The organism is Kitasatospora sp. NPDC048662 (genome assembly GCF_055587065.1).
Genome location: NZ_JBVJHA010000003.1, coordinates 580,852 through 595,994 on the forward strand (window position 1 = coordinate 580,852; position 15,143 = coordinate 595,994).

Here is a 15,143-nt window from a genome sequence, read left to right on the forward strand (position 1 = left end):
CGGCCGGGGGGAGAAGTTGGCGAACCGCGCGGTGGCGCCGCCGGGTTCGAACACGGTCTCCAAGAGCTGCCCGGCACAGACCGCGAGGGGGCGGGGTACGACTCCGGTGCACTCGAGACGGTGCAGGCTGCGGGCCATCTTGCCGAGGACTGCGTCCGGCTCCTCGGCGATGCCCATCAGGCATAGGGCCTGTCTTCGAACGCGCGCCGGGGCCCCCGCGGCGTCTGGTGTGTGCTCTCGGCGTGCCGGGTGGAAGGCCTCGTACTTGGTGTGTACTTGGCCTTTCGCCCGGTGCGTCGTGGGCCCCCTCCTGCCCGAAGGCTGGGGGCGCGTCGTGGGGCAGACGGCGGTTTGAAGGCAGGCCCTTGCAGGCTACGGGCGGTGTAGCTGTGCAGGTCGCCCCCCGTGGTGGGCGGTGATGGGTTCGGGCAGGGGCTGGGTGCGGAAATCGGCGAGCTCGGCGACGACGCGCTCCACGGGCGGGAGGCCGGGCGCCACGCCGGAGCGCACGATCAGCAGGCGGGCGAGCGCGGTGGCGGCCGTCCACCGCAACAGCGGGTTCTCGTCGTCGAGGCGGCCGAGGAGCCGGCCGGCCGGGTCGTGGTCGGCGAGGAACCCTACCGCGATGAGCAGGGTGGCGGCGGTGACCGGGTCCTGTTCGTCGTCGAGGCATTCCAGCAGCGCGGGCAGGGCGGTACCGGCCTCCTCGGGGGTACTAGCCGAGGCGGTAGGCGGTCGGGGTGCGGAACTTCGGGTCCGGTTCATCGAACAGGGTCAGCAGGCAGGGGAGTTGGGCGCGGACGGCGTCGTAGGAACGCAGCGCGCCTTCGCGGCTGTCGGTGGGGTGTCCCGGCCGCGCAGTACGCCCGGCCCGCGCGCAGGAGCCGCAGCCAGCTCTCGTCGGTCTCGGCGGCGATTTCCTCGTCGTACCAACGCAGGCTCTCCTCGGGGCTGATGGTCGCGGCGCGCCGGGCGGTGGTGTCGATGCCGAGCGGGAGGCCGTACGTGTCATGCCGGTCGATGGCCAGGCGGGTCAGCAGCATCAGCGTGGCGGCCCGGCGCCGGGTGGGCCGGCGACGGCGATCCGCGCGAGGAACGGCACCGCCTACGCGGAGCCCGAGTACCGGCTCCCGCGCTCTCTGGCTGCCTCGTCCGGCGCGCACACGGCCCGGAGATCGGCGGGCACGTCCTCGGCACTTCCGTAGGCGTGCCCCAGCGCGGACCAGTCGATGTCGTTCAGGCCTGCCCGCAGGTCATCGGGTTCTTGCATGATCGGCACGCTCGCATGCGCCGCTGATACCGGCCCCGGGTCCGCCGTGCGGTGGAGCTGCGGTGCGCAGGGTGTCGGGGGTTGGGTGGCGTCGGGCAGTGTGACAGGCTCGGCGCATGGAACAGCGTGTACTTGGCCGGACCGGGCGTCCGGTGTCAGTGGTGGGTCTGGGGACGTGGCAGCTGGGCGCCGACTGGGGCGTGGTGCTGGAGGACGACGCGCTGGCCGTGCTGGACGCCGCCGCCGACGCCGGGGTGACGTTCTTCGACACCGCCGATGTTTACGGGGACGGTCGCAGCGAGCAGTTGATCGGCCGCTTCCTGAAGTCCCGCCAGGGCGACGGCCTGATGGTCGCCACCAAGCTCGGCCGCCGGATGCCGCAGCTGCCGGAGAACTACACCCTCGCCAACTTCCGTGAGTGGACCGACCGTTCGCGCCGCAACCTGGGCGTGGACCGGCTCGACCTGGTGCAGCTGCACTGCCCGCCGACGGCGGTGTACTCCAGCGACGAGGTGTTCGACGCACTCGACACCCTGGTCGAGGAGGGCCGCACCGCCGCGTACGGCGTCAGCGTGGAGACCTGCGCGGAGGCGCTGACCGCGATCGCCCGACCCGGCGTCGCCAGCGTGCAGATCATCCTCAACCCGTTCCGGCTGAAGCCGCTGGACGAGGTGCTGCCCGCCGCCGAGAAGGCTGGCGTCGGCATCATCGCCCGCGTCCCGCTGGCGTCGGGCCTGCTGTCCGGCAAGTACACCAAGGACACCCTGTTCGGTAGGGACGACCACCGCACCTACAACCGGGACGGCTCCGCGTTCGACCAGGGCGAGACCTTCTCCGGCGTCGACTTCGCGACCGGCGTGGAGGCCGCCGACGAGTTCGCCCGCCTCGCCCCGCCCGGCGCCACCTCCGCGCAGACCGCGCTGCGCTGGATCGTCCAGCAGCCCGGCGTCACCACCGTCATCCCCGGCGCCCGCAACCCCGCGCAGGCCCGGGCGAACGCCGAGACGGCGGCTCTGCCGCCGCTGTCGCCGCAGACGCTGGACGCCGTCCAGGACCTGTACGACCGCCGTCTGCGGGCGCAGGTGCACTCGCGCTGGTGATCCGGCTTCCGATCGCGGCGGCGGTGCGGGGCTGTTGACCGGCGGAGGACGCCGGGAAGCGGCGGGAAGGGGCGGGAAGGGGCGGGAAGGGGCGCAGGACGTCGGAAGGCAACGGGAAAGCGTTTACCGGGTGTATTCGGTAAGCGCTTTCCCGTTGCAGATGGACGAGCCCGGGTTCAGGGCAACGGCTCGGCGTGCATCGGCGTTCGGGGAGCCTGATGGCCGCCGCTGGCCATCATCCGGACCTCGCCGGCGTCGCTGATCTCGGCCTGCACGATGCCGGACGGGTCCGCGTACACCGGGTGCCCGCCGGGCCCTCGGGTGCCGGTCGCCTCGACCACCACCACGTCCTGTTCGGCGTGGCCTCCGGTCTCGCCGGGGAAGGTGAGAGCGAATCGTCGAGCCATGGCCGGACCTCCTTCCCGTCGTTCCATCCATCCTAGGCAGGGCCCTCGCGCCGGTCGCTCCCGGACGGCGGGTGCGGCCCTTCGGCCAGCCCTCCGGCCTGCTGCGACGTCCCCCGGTGGCGCGGTCGGACGGCGCGAGGTGGCGGGTGGGCTCAGGCGAGCAGGTGGAGGCGCTGCGCGGCCGGGCCGATGCGGACGCTCTGGCCCCAGGTGAGGTGCAGGGCGTCGGACTCGATGCCGTCGCCGAAGGCCACCAGCCGCTCGGACTCGACGGTGAGGGTCAGCTGCTGCTCCGCGGTCAGCAGCCCCTCGACGCGGGAGGTGCCGGTGACCGGGGACGGCCACGCCTCCCGGACGAACCAGGACAGCTGCGCCACCGTCGGTGCGGGCAGCGCCAGCCGACTGGACCGCTCCAGCCACGCCGAGCGGCACCACCCGGTCGCGCCCGTGCCGGTGCCGACCAGCACGCCCGAGGACGCCTGTGACTCCGCGTCCCCACCGGGCGCGGCCAGCCGGTAGCGGGCGGTCTGGTGGCCGGGCTGTCCGAGATAGATCTCGTTCAGCGCCAGCAGGCGCTGGGTGTCGTCCGCCACCGCCTCCACCATGGTGCGCAGCTCCAACCTGCGCTCCACGCCCGGCCCGACGGCCGCCCGCAGCAGCGCCCCGGCCTGCCCCGGGCGGTGCCGTACCAGGACGCCCGGGTTGCGGCCCGGCTCCGCGTCGATGCCGATCACCGGCTGCCCCGACAGATACTTGGCGGTATTGGCGACCAGTCCGTCCTGGCCGACCACCACCACCAGGTCCTCGGGTCCGAACAGGAACCGGTCCAGGTCCGACCGCTCCACCCGGGTCTGCCGCCAGTCCAGCGGCACCGCCGCCGACACCTCGGCCAGCGCGCCCCGGGCCAGGTCGTGCCGCTGCTCCGCCTCGGCGAGCGAACGTCCACGGCCGGTGAGGAAGAACTCCGCCTGCCCGTGCGTCCCGTGGTGGGCGACCAACTCCTCGTACTCGGTGCGCCGGTGGACCAGCACCACGCGCGGGGCGAGACTCACCGGACCGGCCGATCCGTGCTGTCGGCCTCGGTGGCGGGGATGGCTGCCGGGGCGGAGAGCCGGGTGAGCAGGCCGGTCAGCACGTCCGGGGTGAGGGTGACGCTGTCGATCCGCGGCAGGTGTTCGGCCAGCCGGATCAGCGCCAGCGCCTGCAGGATCTCCGGCCCGACCTGCTGGTGCGCCGTCAGCCACGCCGCCTCTGCAGCGGCCTTCGCCTCGCCCAATGACCTTGCCGCCTCGGCCTGTTGAGCGGCCAGAATGCCGGCCGCCTCGGCCTCCGCCACCGCCAGGCGGGTGCGCCGGGCGGCCTCGGAGTCGGTGCGCACCGCGTCCGCGGCCGCCTTCTGCTCCGCCTCGCGACGCGCGTTCGCGCCCTGCTGCGCCACCAACTCCTCTTCGCGGCGGGCCAGTTCGATCTGGCTGGCGAGTTCGTTCTCGGCGATGGCGCGTTCCCGTTCGACCGCGACCGCGCGACGCTCGTAGGTCGCCCGGTCCGCCTCCTGCTGGACCTGCTCCCGGGCCGGGGTGCGCAGCGCCCGCTCCAGTTCGGCCTCGGGCCGGACGGCGGTGACCCGCACCGCGAGCACTGTCAGCCCGATCTCGCCCAGCCGGGGCTCGGCGCCCAGGCCCTCGGCGATCCGTTCGCGGACCGCGGTCACGCCGTCAACCAGCGTGTCCGCCAATGGAGTTCGGGCGATCAGCTGGAGGGCGTGCTGCTGGGCGGTCTCGGTGAGCAGGGTGGCGAGCTGGGCGAGCGGTTCGGCGCGCCACGCGCCGGTGTCGGGGTCGATGCCGAAGTCCAGGCGGGTGGCGGCGACCGTCGGATCGCTGATTCGGTAGGTGACGGTGGCCTGCACCGCGAGATCCTGGAAGTCGGCCGTGCGGGCGTGGAACATCATCGCCAACTCGCGGTCGTCCACCGGTACTTCGGATATGGCGGCGGTGAGCGGCCGGAACCAGAAGGCGAGGCCGGTGCCTTCGTGGGCGAGCTGCCCGCCCCGCAGGTGGCGGACGTGGCTGGTCGGCGCGGAGCGCAGGTGGCGGAAGCCGAAGCGGCGGGTGATGTCGGCCATGGGAGTCGCGGCGTCCTCTCTTTTCGTCCCTATGACGATAATCCGGGCTACCGGTTGTCGTCAATACGACGAAAAGAGGGACTGTGCACGTAACGGTGCGCTGCGGGCGGCCGTTGATCGATTCTGTCGACCCCGTGGGGCTTGCGGCTGGTGGCGTCAGAGCGCGGCCCGGGTGCGGGACGTGGTGGAGATCGCGGCGAGGTCGCGTTCGCCATGACCGTGGGCGATGGCCTGCAGCAGCGAGTCACGCAGCAGAGAGGCGAGGGGGAGGGGCACGTTGGCGCCGGCGGCGGTGTCCAGGGCGAGGTTGACGTCCTTAAGTCCGAGCGCGAGACGGAACCCGGCCGGATCGAAGGACTGCTCGGTGATCATCGCGCCATAACCGGCGTAAACGGGCCCCGGGAAAAGGGAGTTGGTGATGACGTCGAGCAGCGCGGACGGCGCGAGACCGTTCGCCTCGGCGAGTGCGGCAGCCTCCGAGAACGCCTCGATCGCCGACACCAGAAGGAAGTTGGCGCTGACCTTCGCCACATTCGCCGCCGCCGGGTCCTCGCCGAGATGCCAGGTGCGCCGACCCATCGCATCGAACAGCGGTGCCACCCAGTCGAGTTCGGCCGCGGGCCCCGACGCCAGGATGTTCAGGTTCCCGGCTGCCGCAGCCTCCGCCCGGCCCAGCACCGGTGCCGCGATGTAGCCAAGGCCGTGCTGCGCATGCAACTCAGCGGCCCGGCGCGCCAACCCCGGCGAGACGGTGGCCATGTTGACGTGCACGGAGGCCCGCGCGACGGACAGCAACTCGTCGTTCAGCACCAGGCGTTCAACCACCCGGTCGTCCGCCAGCATGGAGATCGCCACCTCCGCGCCGAACGCCTCCGCGAGCGTACCCGCCGCCGAGGCCCCGTCCGCGACCAACTCCGCCACCGGCTCAGGTGACCGGTTCCACACCCGCACCGAGTGCCCCGCGTCCAACAGCCGGCGAGCCATCGCCCGCCCCATCGCACCCAGACCGACGAAACCGACGTCCATGCTCACTGCCTCCAGCGGGATGCCAACGGGGCACGGTGCTCCGAGGGCGATGCTACGACGCGAGTCCGCGACTCGGCCGGTGCGGCGCGGCGGCGCGGTGGGCCTGGTGGCCTCGGTGCGAGGACGGCGCGGGTCAGGTCGCGATGGTCGGTGCGGGGTCGTCGCGGCGGTCGTTGCGGGGTCGTCGTGGCGGTCGTGCGGCGGTCGTCGCGGCGGTCGTCGCGGGGTCGTCGTGGCGGTCGTGCAGTGGTCGTTGCGACGGTGTTCGGGGGAGAGGCACGAGGCCTGTTCGGTGGGCCGTCGGGTGGTGATACTGGGTGGATGGGGTTCATCGTCTTCATGACGCTGCCGGGTCTGGTGCTGCTTCTCACCGCACTCGCGGTGGTCGATCAGGTACTGCTGCGGGCCGGGCGCGCCGGACTCCTGCCCTGGCGGCCCGGCAACCGGCAGGGGCAGATCTCGGCGACCGGCTTCGAGCAACTGCACGCCCAGTTCTCGGCGGGCAAGCAGAACGAGCTGAAGGAACGGCAGTCCGCGCTGATGCTCCGCGACGAGGACGAGGACGGTGCCCCGCCGAATCGGAGCCGGATCGACCTTTCCCGGGGCTCGGCGGTGATCCGGCTGCCGAAATCCTCCTGACGGCGGCTCGTCCGATTTCCGCAGGGAGAATGCTTCCGTCGCACGGCGAGAGGGAGCAGCGCATGAACGGGTACGGGGTCCGATGCGTGTTCCGGTGGACGGCTGCGGGCGGGCGGGTCCTACGAGGAGCGGATCACCACCTGACCGGGCGGCGAGCTACTGGTGGCAGGCCAGCCGGATTCGTCGATGTTGCGCCGCCGAGGCGGAGGATGGTGTGAGCCATCGGTAGGCCGCCCGGTCAGGGGTGATCGGCAGGGCGCGGGTCAGGCCGTCGGCGGGGGCTGGACGAGGGTGAACGCCGCGCCCTGGTCGTCGGTTGCCACGGCCATGCGGCCGTACGGTGTGTCGAGCAGGGGTTGGGTGATGCGACCGCCCAGGCCGGGGAGCTTGGCCATGGCCGATTCGATGTTCGGTACGGCGAAGAACAGCATCCAGTGCGCCTTGATTTCGGGTGGCAGGTTGGCCGGCAGTTCGCCGATGCCACCGACCGTGCCGTGCCGCAGGTTGAGGGTGGCGTACTTCATCGTGTCGTTGGGTACCTCGTCGTACCTGTAGCCGAACACCTCGCCGTAGAACTTGCGGTTGGCCTCGTAGTCGCGGCTCATGTTCTCGTTCCAGGTGACCGTGCTGTCCTCGTTGGCGACGCCGAAGCCGGTGTGGTCGCCGGACTGCCACAGGCCGAACACGGCGCCGGCCGGGTCCGTCGCGATCGCCATCCTGCCGAGGGTCATCACGTCCATCGCGGGCGACAGGATTGTCCCTCCCGCCGCGGTGATCTTCGCGACGGTGGCGTCGAGATCGTCGGTGGCCACGTACGTGGTCCAGGCCGTGGGCATGTCGGGCATCATCTTCGGACCGATGCCGGCGACGTGCGCGCCGTTCTTCAAAGCCAGGCTGTAGCCGCCCATCTCCGGGCCGCCGCGCTGAAACTCCCAGCCGAGGAGGCCGCCGTAGAACGCGACGGCCTTGTCGATGTCGTCAACGGACAGATCGACCCAACAGGGCGTTCCAGCAGACCATGGGGTGTTCCGGGTGACCATGCGTGCCTCCGAGCGGTGCGGGTTGCTGGATTGAGCACTGCACCGTAACCAGGACACGGACACTGTGCCGGGGCCGAATGACAGCACTTAACCCGTTCCAGGGAGGGGATTCGACTGTTTGCCGCCGTCGAACGTTCCTGGGTCGAGGCGGGGGCGAGACGTGCGCGGCCCGGAACGGGATCGGTGACCTCGGCTGCAGGTGTGGTGAGCTCGACGGCCTTGGGTGAACCGCGTGTCGTGCGGGGCGCGGGTCCATCGGCCCACAGGGCGGTGGAGCGTGCTGCCCGTCGGAGGTGCACGCCGAAGTCGAGTGGTGGCGCTTCGGCAAGTGCGTTGCGCTATCCGGTGGTTGAGGCCTTCGCCGTGGGCGGGGCCGACTGGGGGCCGGGGGCGGTGAGGCGGGCGATGATGGCGGCGGTGGACCGGTCCGCCGCGCGGTCGAGGTCGCGGGACGAGCCGCGTAGCAGGTGGCGGGCCTCGATTGCGGCGAGGGCGAGCAGGCCCGGGAGCAGGTCGGTGGAGCGGGCCGCCAGCCAACGGGTGCCCTGGGTGGCCATCCACCACAGGTCCGCGCCGGGGACGGGTGTGGGGGCGGGCAGTTCGGCGGGTGGCGGGCCCACCGGGTGGCCGCATTCGGCGAGCAGGGCGTGGAAGCCGTGTGCGATCAACTGGTGCCCGGCGGCGCTGGGGTGGAGCCGGTCCACACTCAGCAGGCTGCGCCGGTCCGTCCAGGGCAGGTCCGCGAGGTGCAGGTGCACCGCGTGGTGATGCGCGGACAGCACGTGGACCACCGCGTTGACGCCGCGCATCCGGCGCGCCAGCGGCCGGGCGAGCGGTGCGGGCAGCCGGAGCAGCCGACCGGGGTCGGGCAGGCAGGCGGTGAGAGGGACGGTACCGGAAGCCTTCAACGAGGAGAGAGCTGCGCTGAGTTGACGTGCCGTCAGGTCTAAGTTGAAGGAGGTGCGCAGGGTGTCGTTGCCGCCCACGACCACCGCCGCGTACTGCGGGCGCAGGGCAAGGGCGGCGGGTAGCTGGTAGACCAGCAGGTCGCGGCTGAGTGCGCCGCTGGTGGCGAGGTTGTGGAAGTCCACGGGGTCCGGCGAGAGGCTCGGCGCGAGCAGCGCCGCCCAGCCTCGCCAGCCGCCGGGGGCGGGGTCGCCGACGCCCTCGGTGAGGGAGTCGCCGAGAGCGGCGAACCGTACCGTCATCACGTCCCTCCGGTGGGGTTGGGTGCGTGTGGAATGCGGTGGGGGAGTGGGTGGTTGGGGTTTGCTCGCTGCGGGGTGGGGTGGTGGGCGGCGGGTGTGGAGGGGGAGGGGTGGGGTGGGTGCCGAATGCGGTGGGCGAGTGGGTTGAGGTCAGCTCGCTACGGCGCGAGGTGATGGAGGGCGGGTGCGGAGGGGTTGGGTGCGTGCCGAATGCGGTGGGCGAGTGGGTTGGGGTCAGCTCGCTACGGCGCGAGGTGGTGGAGGGCGGGTGCGGAGGGGGAGGGGTGGGGTGCGTGTGGAATGCGGTGGGAGAGGGGGTAGTTGGGGACCGCTCGCTACGGCGCGAGGTGGTGGACGACGGCTGCGGAGGGGGACGGGTGGGGTGCGTGATGGGCGGCGAGGAAGGCGGTGACGGCGGCTTCCCAGCTGAACCGTTCGGCCCGGGCGCGCGCGGCGGCCCGCCGTTCGGCCTCGGGGCGGTCCAGCAACTCCCGTACCGCGTCGGCGAATCCGCGGCCGCTGTCGGCGGCGGCTAGGCCCGCTCGGCCGACCACCCGGGGCAGCGCGGAGGAGCGGCTCACCGCGACCGGGGTGCCGCAGGCCAGCGTTTCGAGTGCGGCCAGGCCGAAGGTCTCCACCGGGCCCGGTGCGATCACGGCGTCCGCGGTCGCCAACAGGGCTGCCACGTCGGCGCGTTCGGCGAGGTGACCGAGGAACGTCACAGGCAGCCGCAGCTCGGTGGCCTGCCGCTCCAGGCGCCGGCGCAGCGGGCCAGTTCCGGCGACGGCCAGTACCGCCGGGACGCGGTGGTGGCGGCGCAGCTCCGCCAGTGCCTGAAGCGCCCGCTCCGGCCGCTTCTCGCCCGACAGCCGTGAGCACATCACCAGCAGCACTTGGTGCGGCTCGGCCAGCCGCGCCCGCAACGCCGGGTCGTGGCGGGCGGGGTGCATGGTCGTCAGATCGACACCCAGTGGCGCCTGGGCGACGTTGGTCGCGCCGATCCGCTCGAACTCCTCGGCCGCCCAGGCGGTCGTGCACAGCACGGTGTCATAGGACTGTGCGGTACGGGAGTTGAGTCGGTCGGCGAGGCTGCGGGCCGTGTGCCGGGGCAGGCCCCAGGTGCCGAGGACGCCCGTGGCGCTCTCGTGCGAGACCATCATCGACCGCACCCCGTGCGCCTTGGCCCAGGCGCCCGTCCAGCGCAGCGTGGTGCGGTCCGACACTTCAAGCCGGTCCGGAGCCAACTCCTCCAGAACGGATGCCACTTGACGTCGGTCCCGGAGTACCCGGTAGCCGCCGCTGCCCGGCACCCGAGGCCCGGGCAGCGTGATCACCCGGCCCTGCTCGGTCCACTCGTCACGGCGGCGCGGGCCCGGGACGACCAGCACCGGCTGGTGACCCGCTGCGAGGTAGCCCGCGCCGAGGTGGCGGAGCGCGGTCCGCAGGCCGCCGGACACCGGCGTGACGAAGTTCGCCACCCGGACGAGGTGCAGCCCTCCGCTCATGCCGGCTGCTCCTCGACCAGCCCGCCGGCCGGGCGTGCGGCGAGATCGCGGCCGGGGCCGGGGCCGGGGTCGCACTGCGGCTCGGCGGGAGCGGATGGGGGCGACTGGGGGTCGGGGTGGCGGGGCGTCGATGCCGGGGGGACGGTGGCCGGTGCGACGGCGACGGCGATGGCGTTGGTGTTGGCGGGGGTGTTGGTGATGGTGTCGGCGGGGGTGCAGGAAAGCGGTTTCCGGTTGGTGTGGGTCTCGTTCGGGATCGGCGGGGTGTGTGCGGTGGCGGGGCGGTGGGGCGTTGGTCCCGGTGGGGGAGCGGTCGGCAGGTTGGTCGGCCCGTCGCCCGGCGCGGTGGCTGGTGCGGGGCTCGGTGTGGCGGCGGGTCCGGCGGTGCGGGTAAGCGGTTTCCGGTTGGTGCCGGGAGGTGTGGCTGCCGGGCGGGTGCGGTGTTCGGTGAGGACGTCCTCGTAGTGCTGGATGAGCTGGTCGCCGACGGCCTCCCAGGTGCGGTCGGTGACGTCGGTGCGGCCGGCGGCGCCGTAGCGGGCGCGGGTGTCCGGTGCGGCGGCGAGGGTGGCGACGGCGCGGGCGACGGCTGCGGCGTCGTGTGGGGCGACCAGCAGGCCGGTGCGGTGGTGGCCGACCAGGTCGAGCGGGCCGCCGACGGCCGGCGCGACCACAGGGATACCGCTGGCCATCGCCTCCTGGATGGTCTGGCAGAAGGTCTCCAGCGGACCGGTGTGCACGAACACGTCCAGGGTGGCGAAGCAGCGGGCGAGTTCGGCGCCCGTGCGGCGGCCGAGGAAGACCGCGCCGGGCATCGCGGCCTTCAGCGCGGGGGCGCTCGGCCCGTCGCCGATCACCACGACCCGCACCCCGGGCAGCCGGGAGGCCTCGGCGAGCAGATCGACCCGCTTCTCCGGAGCGAGCCGCCCGACGTAGCCGACCAGCACCTCGCCGCCGGGGGCCAGCGAGCGGTGCAGGGCCTCGTCCCGGTGGTCGGGGTGAAAACGTACGGAGTCGACGCCGCGCGCCCAGATCCGAACGTTGCGCACGCCGTGCGCGGTCAGGTCCTGGGCAGCCGGGGTGGACGGGGCGAGGTTGCGCGCGGCGGAGCGGTGCACGGAGCGGATCCGCGCCCAGGCGAGCGCCGCGCCCAGAGCGCGACCCATCCGGTACGCCTGCGCGTACCCCGCCAGGTCGGTCTGGTAGACGGCCACTGTCGGCAGGCCGAGGCGCTCGGTGATCCGGGCGGCCCGCGCACCGAGCACGAACGGACTGGCGAGGTGCACCACGTCCGGCTGGTGAGCGGTCAGCGCGGTGGCCAGGCGGCGACTGGGCAGCGCGATGCGCACCTGCGGGTAGCGGGGCAGCGGAACGGACGGAATGCGCACCACCGGCAGCGGTTCCCGGTCCGGGCCGAAGGACTGCGGAGGGCAGTGCGCGCCGCGGGCCGGCGCGGGCGTGATCACCAGTGGCTGGTGACCTCGCCGGACGAGGTGCTCGGCGGCCCGCAGCACGCTGTGGGCCACGCCGTTGACCTCGGGCGGGAAGGACTCGGTGACGATGGCGACTCGCATGCCAACGTTGTGGCCAAGCAGGGCATGCGCCCGGACAAAGGGATCTTTCGTGCAGACGAACGTCTGCCGCCATTTCCGCACACCCGGGCGGCACCGACCGCACCCCCGAGGCTTCGGTGGTCGCCCTCGGCGCGGTTCGCGCAAACGGCCTGCGCAGTGTGCGCGAAGCTGCGCGGAACGCGGCTTGAACGAACGCTTGACGCCATGCCGGGTTGCTGCTCCGATGTGTACCGCTCAACTCGCCGGATCGGCCCCGCACCGCTCAACCACACGGCCCCGCAAGCGACTTGGCGCACCCCGACCCCACCCCCCTCATCCGGTCCGGCCCGGCGACGCACCGTTCACCGTCCCCCGCCCGCACAGGAGGAACCCCCATGCGCTCCGCCCCATGGACCTGGCCGCCAAGGCCGGGAAGGTCAAGGAGTCCAGGTAGTGCGCGAAGGCAGCTGCGCCCGGGCCGCCGGCACACTGCCACCACGCTCGTGCTGCTGATGCTGGCAACGTTGTTCGCCGTCGTCGGCCCGGCCACCGCCGCGCGCGCCACCACCGCCGGCAACGCCACCGGTGTCACCCGCTCCGGCGACACCTTCACCGTCACCACCTCCGGCGGGGCCGCCGCCCGGATCCAGCTGGCCCGAGCCGACATCTTCCGGATCTGGCTCTCACCGAACGGCGCGTTCACCAACGACCCGGCCGGCAGCGACCTCGCCGTCACCACCTCGTTCGGCAGCGTCGACGCCACCCTCGCCGACGCCGGAACCTACTGGCACATCGACACCGACGCGATCACCCTGCGGATCAACAAGTCCCCACTCACCTTCGCGCTCTACCGCGCCGACAACACCACGCTGCTCTGGGCCGAAGCCCAGCCCACCAGTTGGACCACCAGCCAGACCACCCAGTACCTGAACCGCGGTGCGGACGAGCAGTTCTACGGCACCGGCCTGCACCTGGGGGAGTGGGCGCTGCGCGACAAGACCGTGCCGGTCGCCGTCTCCAACCAGTGGACCGAGAACAGCAACGCCAGCCCCGCCCCGTTCTACATGTCCACCAACGGCTACGGCGTGCTGCGCAACACCTGGGCCCCCGGCAGCTACAACTTCGGCGCGCCCACCCAACTCACCCACAACGAAAGCCGGTTCGACGCCTGGTACTTCGCCGGGAACTCACTCAAGGACGTGCTGAACGCCTACACCGACGTCACCGGCAAACCCTTCCTCGCCCCCATCTGGGGACTCGAACTCGGCAACGCCGACTGCTTCAACGCCTCCAACCCCGCCTACACCGGCGACCACAACCGGCCGCGCCACCAGACCACGCCCGACGTGGTCGGCTACGCCACCGACGCCCGCGCCGCCGACATGCCCTCGGGCTGGTTCCTGCCCAACGACGGCTACGGCTGCGGCTACACCGACCTGCCCACAGCGGCCGCCGGGCTGAACGACCGCGGCTTCCACACCGGCCTGTGGACCTCCACCGGCCTCAGCAACATCAACTGGGAAGTGGGAACGGCCGGTTCGCGCGCCGTCAAGACCGACGTGGCATGGATCGGCGGCGGCTACAAGAGCGCGTTCACCGGCGTCAACCAGGCCGTGGCCGGCATCGAGAACAACTCCGACGGCCGCCGCTTCGTCTGGACCGTGGACGGCTGGGCCGGCACACAGCGCAACGCCGTGGTGTGGACCGGCGACACCCACGGCACCTGGGACGCCATGCGTTGGCACGTCCCGTCCATCGCGGGCGCGGGCCTGTCCGGCCTCAACTACGCCTCGGGGGACATCGACGGCATTTACGACGGCAGCCCGAAGACCTACGTCCGCGACCTCCAGTGGAAAGCCTTCACCCCCGCCTTCATGACCATGTCCGGTTGGGGTGCGAGCAACCCGTCCACCGGCTACAACGACAAGCAGCCCTGGCGGTTCACCGACCCGTACCTGTCGATCAACCGCAAGTACCTGCAGTTGAAGATGCGGCTGATGCCGTACATGTACACCATGAGCCGGATCGCCACCGACACCGGGGTGCCCGCGACCCGCGCCATGGTCCTCGAATATCCCGAAGACCCCATCACCCGAGGCAATCTGACGAGCGGTCAGTTCATGGCCGGTGACTCGTTCCTGGTGGCCCCCGTGGTCAGTGACACCTCCGTGCGCGACGGCATCTACCTGCCCGCGGGCAACTGGACCGACTACTGGACCGGGAGGACGTACAGCGGCCCGGGCTGGCTCAACGGCCACAGCGCGCCGCTCGACACCCTGCCGCTGTTCGTCAAGTCCGGTGCCATCGTGCCGATGTGGCCGCAGATGAACTACACCGGAGAAAAGCCCGTCTCCGTCCTCACCTACGACATCTACCCGCGTGGGAACTCCTCGTTCAGCCTCTACGAGGACGACGGCACCACCCGCGCCTACCGGAGCGGCGCGTACTCCCGTCAGCAGGTCAACGTCACGGCGCCGAACGGCGGTTCGGGGGATGTCACGCTGGCCGTCGCCGCCGCGAACGGCAGCTACGCCGGCCAACTCGCCGCCCGCGACTACGAGTTCACCGTGCACGCGGCCGCCGCGCCGAGCGCTGTCACGGTGGGGACGTCCGCGCTGGCCCGGCTGAGCGGCAAGGCCGCGTACGACGCGGCGAGCACCGGCTGGTACTTCGACGCCGCCGACCGCTCCGGCACGCTCTGGATCAAGGCCGGCAACCACGCCGTCACCAGTGCCTTCAGCGTCACCGCGACCGGCCTCACCCTGCCCACGGGCACCCCCGTCAGCGCCAGCGGCCCCATCCCGCAGGCGAGTTGGAAGGTCGTCTCCGTGGACAGCCAGGAGAGTGCCGCGGAGAACGGCGCCGCGACCAACGCCATCGACGGCAACAGCGGCACCATCTGGCACACCCAGTGGTCCACCACCGCCACCCCGCTGCCGCACGAGATCCAGCTCGACCTGGGCGCCCGCTACAGCGTCGACAGCCTGACCTACCTGCCCCGCCAGGACGGCGGCGTCAACGGCCGGATCGGCAGCTACGAGATCTACGTCTCCGACAGCACCAGTAGCTGGGGCACCCCCGTCGCCAGCGGGACGTTCGCCGACACCTCCGCCGCCAAACCCGTCAACTTCACGGCGAAGAACGGACGTTACGTGCGCCTGCGAGCCCTGGGCGAAGCCGGGAACCGGGGCCCGTGGACCAGCGCCGCCGAAATCACCGCCACCGGAACGCCCGTACCGTAGCCGTGGGTTCGTCCGCCTCGCGCCTGCC

13 protein-coding genes and 1 pseudogene are annotated in these 15,143 nt (G+C 72.2%); 3 read left to right on the forward strand and 11 right to left on the reverse strand.

The window, feature by feature from the left end; all coding sequences use genetic code 11:
* Positions 1 to 372 precede the first annotated feature (372 nt).
* From ACZ6R9_RS13215 to ACZ6R9_RS13225, 3 genes are all read right to left on the reverse strand, one after another.
* The gene (locus ACZ6R9_RS13215; RefSeq protein WP_465538216.1) at positions 373 to 765 is read right to left on the reverse strand and encodes a HEAT repeat domain-containing protein; all 393 of its coding nucleotides are present in this window, start codon (positions 763 to 765) and stop codon (positions 373 to 375) included.
* Positions 762 to 1,043: a hypothetical protein gene (locus ACZ6R9_RS13220; protein ID WP_465538217.1), complete on the reverse strand. Its 282-nt coding sequence runs from the start codon at positions 1,041 to 1,043 to the stop codon at positions 762 to 764. Before ACZ6R9_RS13220 ends, ACZ6R9_RS13215 begins: the two co-directional genes overlap by 4 nt.
* A gap of 62 nt (positions 1,044 to 1,105) precedes the next feature.
* Positions 1,106 to 1,270 carry a hypothetical protein gene (locus ACZ6R9_RS13225; RefSeq protein WP_465538218.1) on the reverse strand — a complete coding sequence of 55 codons (165 nt, stop codon included), beginning with the start codon at positions 1,268 to 1,270 and terminating at the stop codon, positions 1,106 to 1,108.
* 116 nt (positions 1,271 to 1,386) lie between these two features.
* Between ACZ6R9_RS13225 and ACZ6R9_RS13230 the strand changes: the two genes are divergently transcribed.
* On the forward strand, positions 1,387 to 2,370 hold the full coding sequence (locus tag ACZ6R9_RS13230) for an aldo/keto reductase (RefSeq protein ID WP_465538219.1): 984 nt from the start codon (positions 1,387 to 1,389) through the stop codon (positions 2,368 to 2,370).
* 176 nt (positions 2,371 to 2,546) lie between these two features.
* Here ACZ6R9_RS13230 and ACZ6R9_RS13235 read toward each other — a convergent pair whose 3' ends face one another.
* From ACZ6R9_RS13235 to ACZ6R9_RS13250, 4 genes are all read right to left on the reverse strand, one after another.
* On the reverse strand, positions 2,547 to 2,777 hold the full coding sequence (locus ACZ6R9_RS13235; RefSeq protein WP_380485702.1) for a DUF6296 family protein: 231 nt from the start codon (positions 2,775 to 2,777) through the stop codon (positions 2,547 to 2,549).
* A 152-nt stretch (positions 2,778 to 2,929) separates the two neighbouring features.
* A complete protein-coding gene (locus ACZ6R9_RS13240) occupies positions 2,930 to 3,829 on the reverse strand; it encodes an NAD(+)/NADH kinase (protein ID WP_380485700.1) in 900 nt (299 codons plus the stop codon).
* Complete coding sequence (locus ACZ6R9_RS13245; protein ID WP_465538220.1) at positions 3,826 to 4,902, reverse strand: SPFH domain-containing protein; 1,077 nt, start codon at positions 4,900 to 4,902, stop codon at positions 3,826 to 3,828. Before ACZ6R9_RS13245 ends, ACZ6R9_RS13240 begins: the two co-directional genes overlap by 4 nt.
* A gap of 156 nt (positions 4,903 to 5,058) precedes the next feature.
* Positions 5,059 to 5,928: an NAD(P)-dependent oxidoreductase gene (locus tag ACZ6R9_RS13250; protein ID WP_465538221.1), complete on the reverse strand. Its 870-nt coding sequence runs from the start codon at positions 5,926 to 5,928 to the stop codon at positions 5,059 to 5,061.
* A 321-nt stretch (positions 5,929 to 6,249) separates the two neighbouring features.
* Here ACZ6R9_RS13250 and ACZ6R9_RS13255 point away from each other — a divergent pair, with 321 nt between their 5' ends.
* Positions 6,250 to 6,567 carry a DUF6191 domain-containing protein gene (locus tag ACZ6R9_RS13255; RefSeq protein ID WP_465538222.1) on the forward strand — a complete coding sequence of 106 codons (318 nt, stop codon included), beginning with the start codon at positions 6,250 to 6,252 and terminating at the stop codon, positions 6,565 to 6,567.
* A gap of 263 nt (positions 6,568 to 6,830) precedes the next feature.
* On the opposite strand, the gene ACZ6R9_RS13260 is transcribed toward ACZ6R9_RS13255, so the two are convergent.
* The 4 genes and pseudogenes from ACZ6R9_RS13260 to ACZ6R9_RS13275 form a co-directional block, all read right to left on the reverse strand.
* The gene (locus tag ACZ6R9_RS13260) at positions 6,831 to 7,607 is read right to left on the reverse strand and encodes a VOC family protein (RefSeq protein WP_465538223.1); all 777 of its coding nucleotides are present in this window, start codon (positions 7,605 to 7,607) and stop codon (positions 6,831 to 6,833) included.
* A gap of 338 nt (positions 7,608 to 7,945) precedes the next feature.
* On the reverse strand, positions 7,946 to 8,815 hold the full coding sequence (locus ACZ6R9_RS13265) for an SGNH/GDSL hydrolase family protein (RefSeq protein ID WP_465538224.1): 870 nt from the start codon (positions 8,813 to 8,815) through the stop codon (positions 7,946 to 7,948).
* Positions 8,816 to 9,150: 335 nt separating this feature from the next.
* A complete protein-coding gene (locus tag ACZ6R9_RS13270; protein ID WP_465538225.1) occupies positions 9,151 to 10,320 on the reverse strand; it encodes a glycosyltransferase in 1,170 nt (389 codons plus the stop codon).
* A gap of 422 nt (positions 10,321 to 10,742) precedes the next feature.
* Positions 10,743 to 11,894: pseudogene (locus ACZ6R9_RS13275) on the reverse strand (glycosyltransferase family 4 protein); the annotation flags it as partial.
* A 491-nt stretch (positions 11,895 to 12,385) separates the two neighbouring features.
* On the opposite strand from ACZ6R9_RS13275, the gene ACZ6R9_RS13280 reads away from it, so the two are divergent.
* The gene (locus ACZ6R9_RS13280; RefSeq protein ID WP_465538226.1) at positions 12,386 to 15,115 is read left to right on the forward strand and encodes a TIM-barrel domain-containing protein; all 2,730 of its coding nucleotides are present in this window, start codon (positions 12,386 to 12,388) and stop codon (positions 15,113 to 15,115) included.
* Positions 15,116 to 15,143: the final 28 nt, after the last annotated feature.

What these genes read in the sequence shown, in the direction of transcription:
- ACZ6R9_RS13215 (WP_465538216.1), bottom strand. Translation starts at nt 765, where the DNA reads ATGAACCGGACCCGAAGTTCCGCACCCCGACCGCCTACCGCCTCGGCT.
- ACZ6R9_RS13220 (WP_465538217.1), bottom strand. Translation starts at nt 1,043, where the DNA reads ATGCTGCTGACCCGCCTGGCCATCGACCGGCATGACACGTACGGCCTC.
- ACZ6R9_RS13225 (WP_465538218.1), bottom strand. Translation starts at nt 1,270, where the DNA reads ATGCAAGAACCCGATGACCTGCGGGCAGGCCTGAACGACATCGACTGG.
- ACZ6R9_RS13230 (WP_465538219.1), top strand. Translation starts at nt 1,387, where the DNA reads ATGGAACAGCGTGTACTTGGCCGGACCGGGCGTCCGGTGTCAGTGGTG.
- ACZ6R9_RS13235 (WP_380485702.1), bottom strand. Translation starts at nt 2,777, where the DNA reads ATGGCTCGACGATTCGCTCTCACCTTCCCCGGCGAGACCGGAGGCCAC.
- ACZ6R9_RS13245 (WP_465538220.1), bottom strand. Translation starts at nt 4,902, where the DNA reads ATGGCCGACATCACCCGCCGCTTCGGCTTCCGCCACCTGCGCTCCGCG.
- ACZ6R9_RS13250 (WP_465538221.1), bottom strand. Translation starts at nt 5,928, where the DNA reads ATGGACGTCGGTTTCGTCGGTCTGGGTGCGATGGGGCGGGCGATGGCT.
- ACZ6R9_RS13255 (WP_465538222.1), top strand. Translation starts at nt 6,250, where the DNA reads ATGGGGTTCATCGTCTTCATGACGCTGCCGGGTCTGGTGCTGCTTCTC.
- ACZ6R9_RS13260 (WP_465538223.1), bottom strand. Translation starts at nt 7,607, where the DNA reads ATGGTCACCCGGAACACCCCATGGTCTGCTGGAACGCCCTGTTGGGTC.
- ACZ6R9_RS13265 (WP_465538224.1), bottom strand. Translation starts at nt 8,815, where the DNA reads ATGACGGTACGGTTCGCCGCTCTCGGCGACTCCCTCACCGAGGGCGTC.
- ACZ6R9_RS13270 (WP_465538225.1), bottom strand. Translation starts at nt 10,320, where the DNA reads ATGAGCGGAGGGCTGCACCTCGTCCGGGTGGCGAACTTCGTCACGCCG.
- ACZ6R9_RS13280 (WP_465538226.1), top strand. Translation starts at nt 12,386, where the DNA reads ATGCTGGCAACGTTGTTCGCCGTCGTCGGCCCGGCCACCGCCGCGCGC.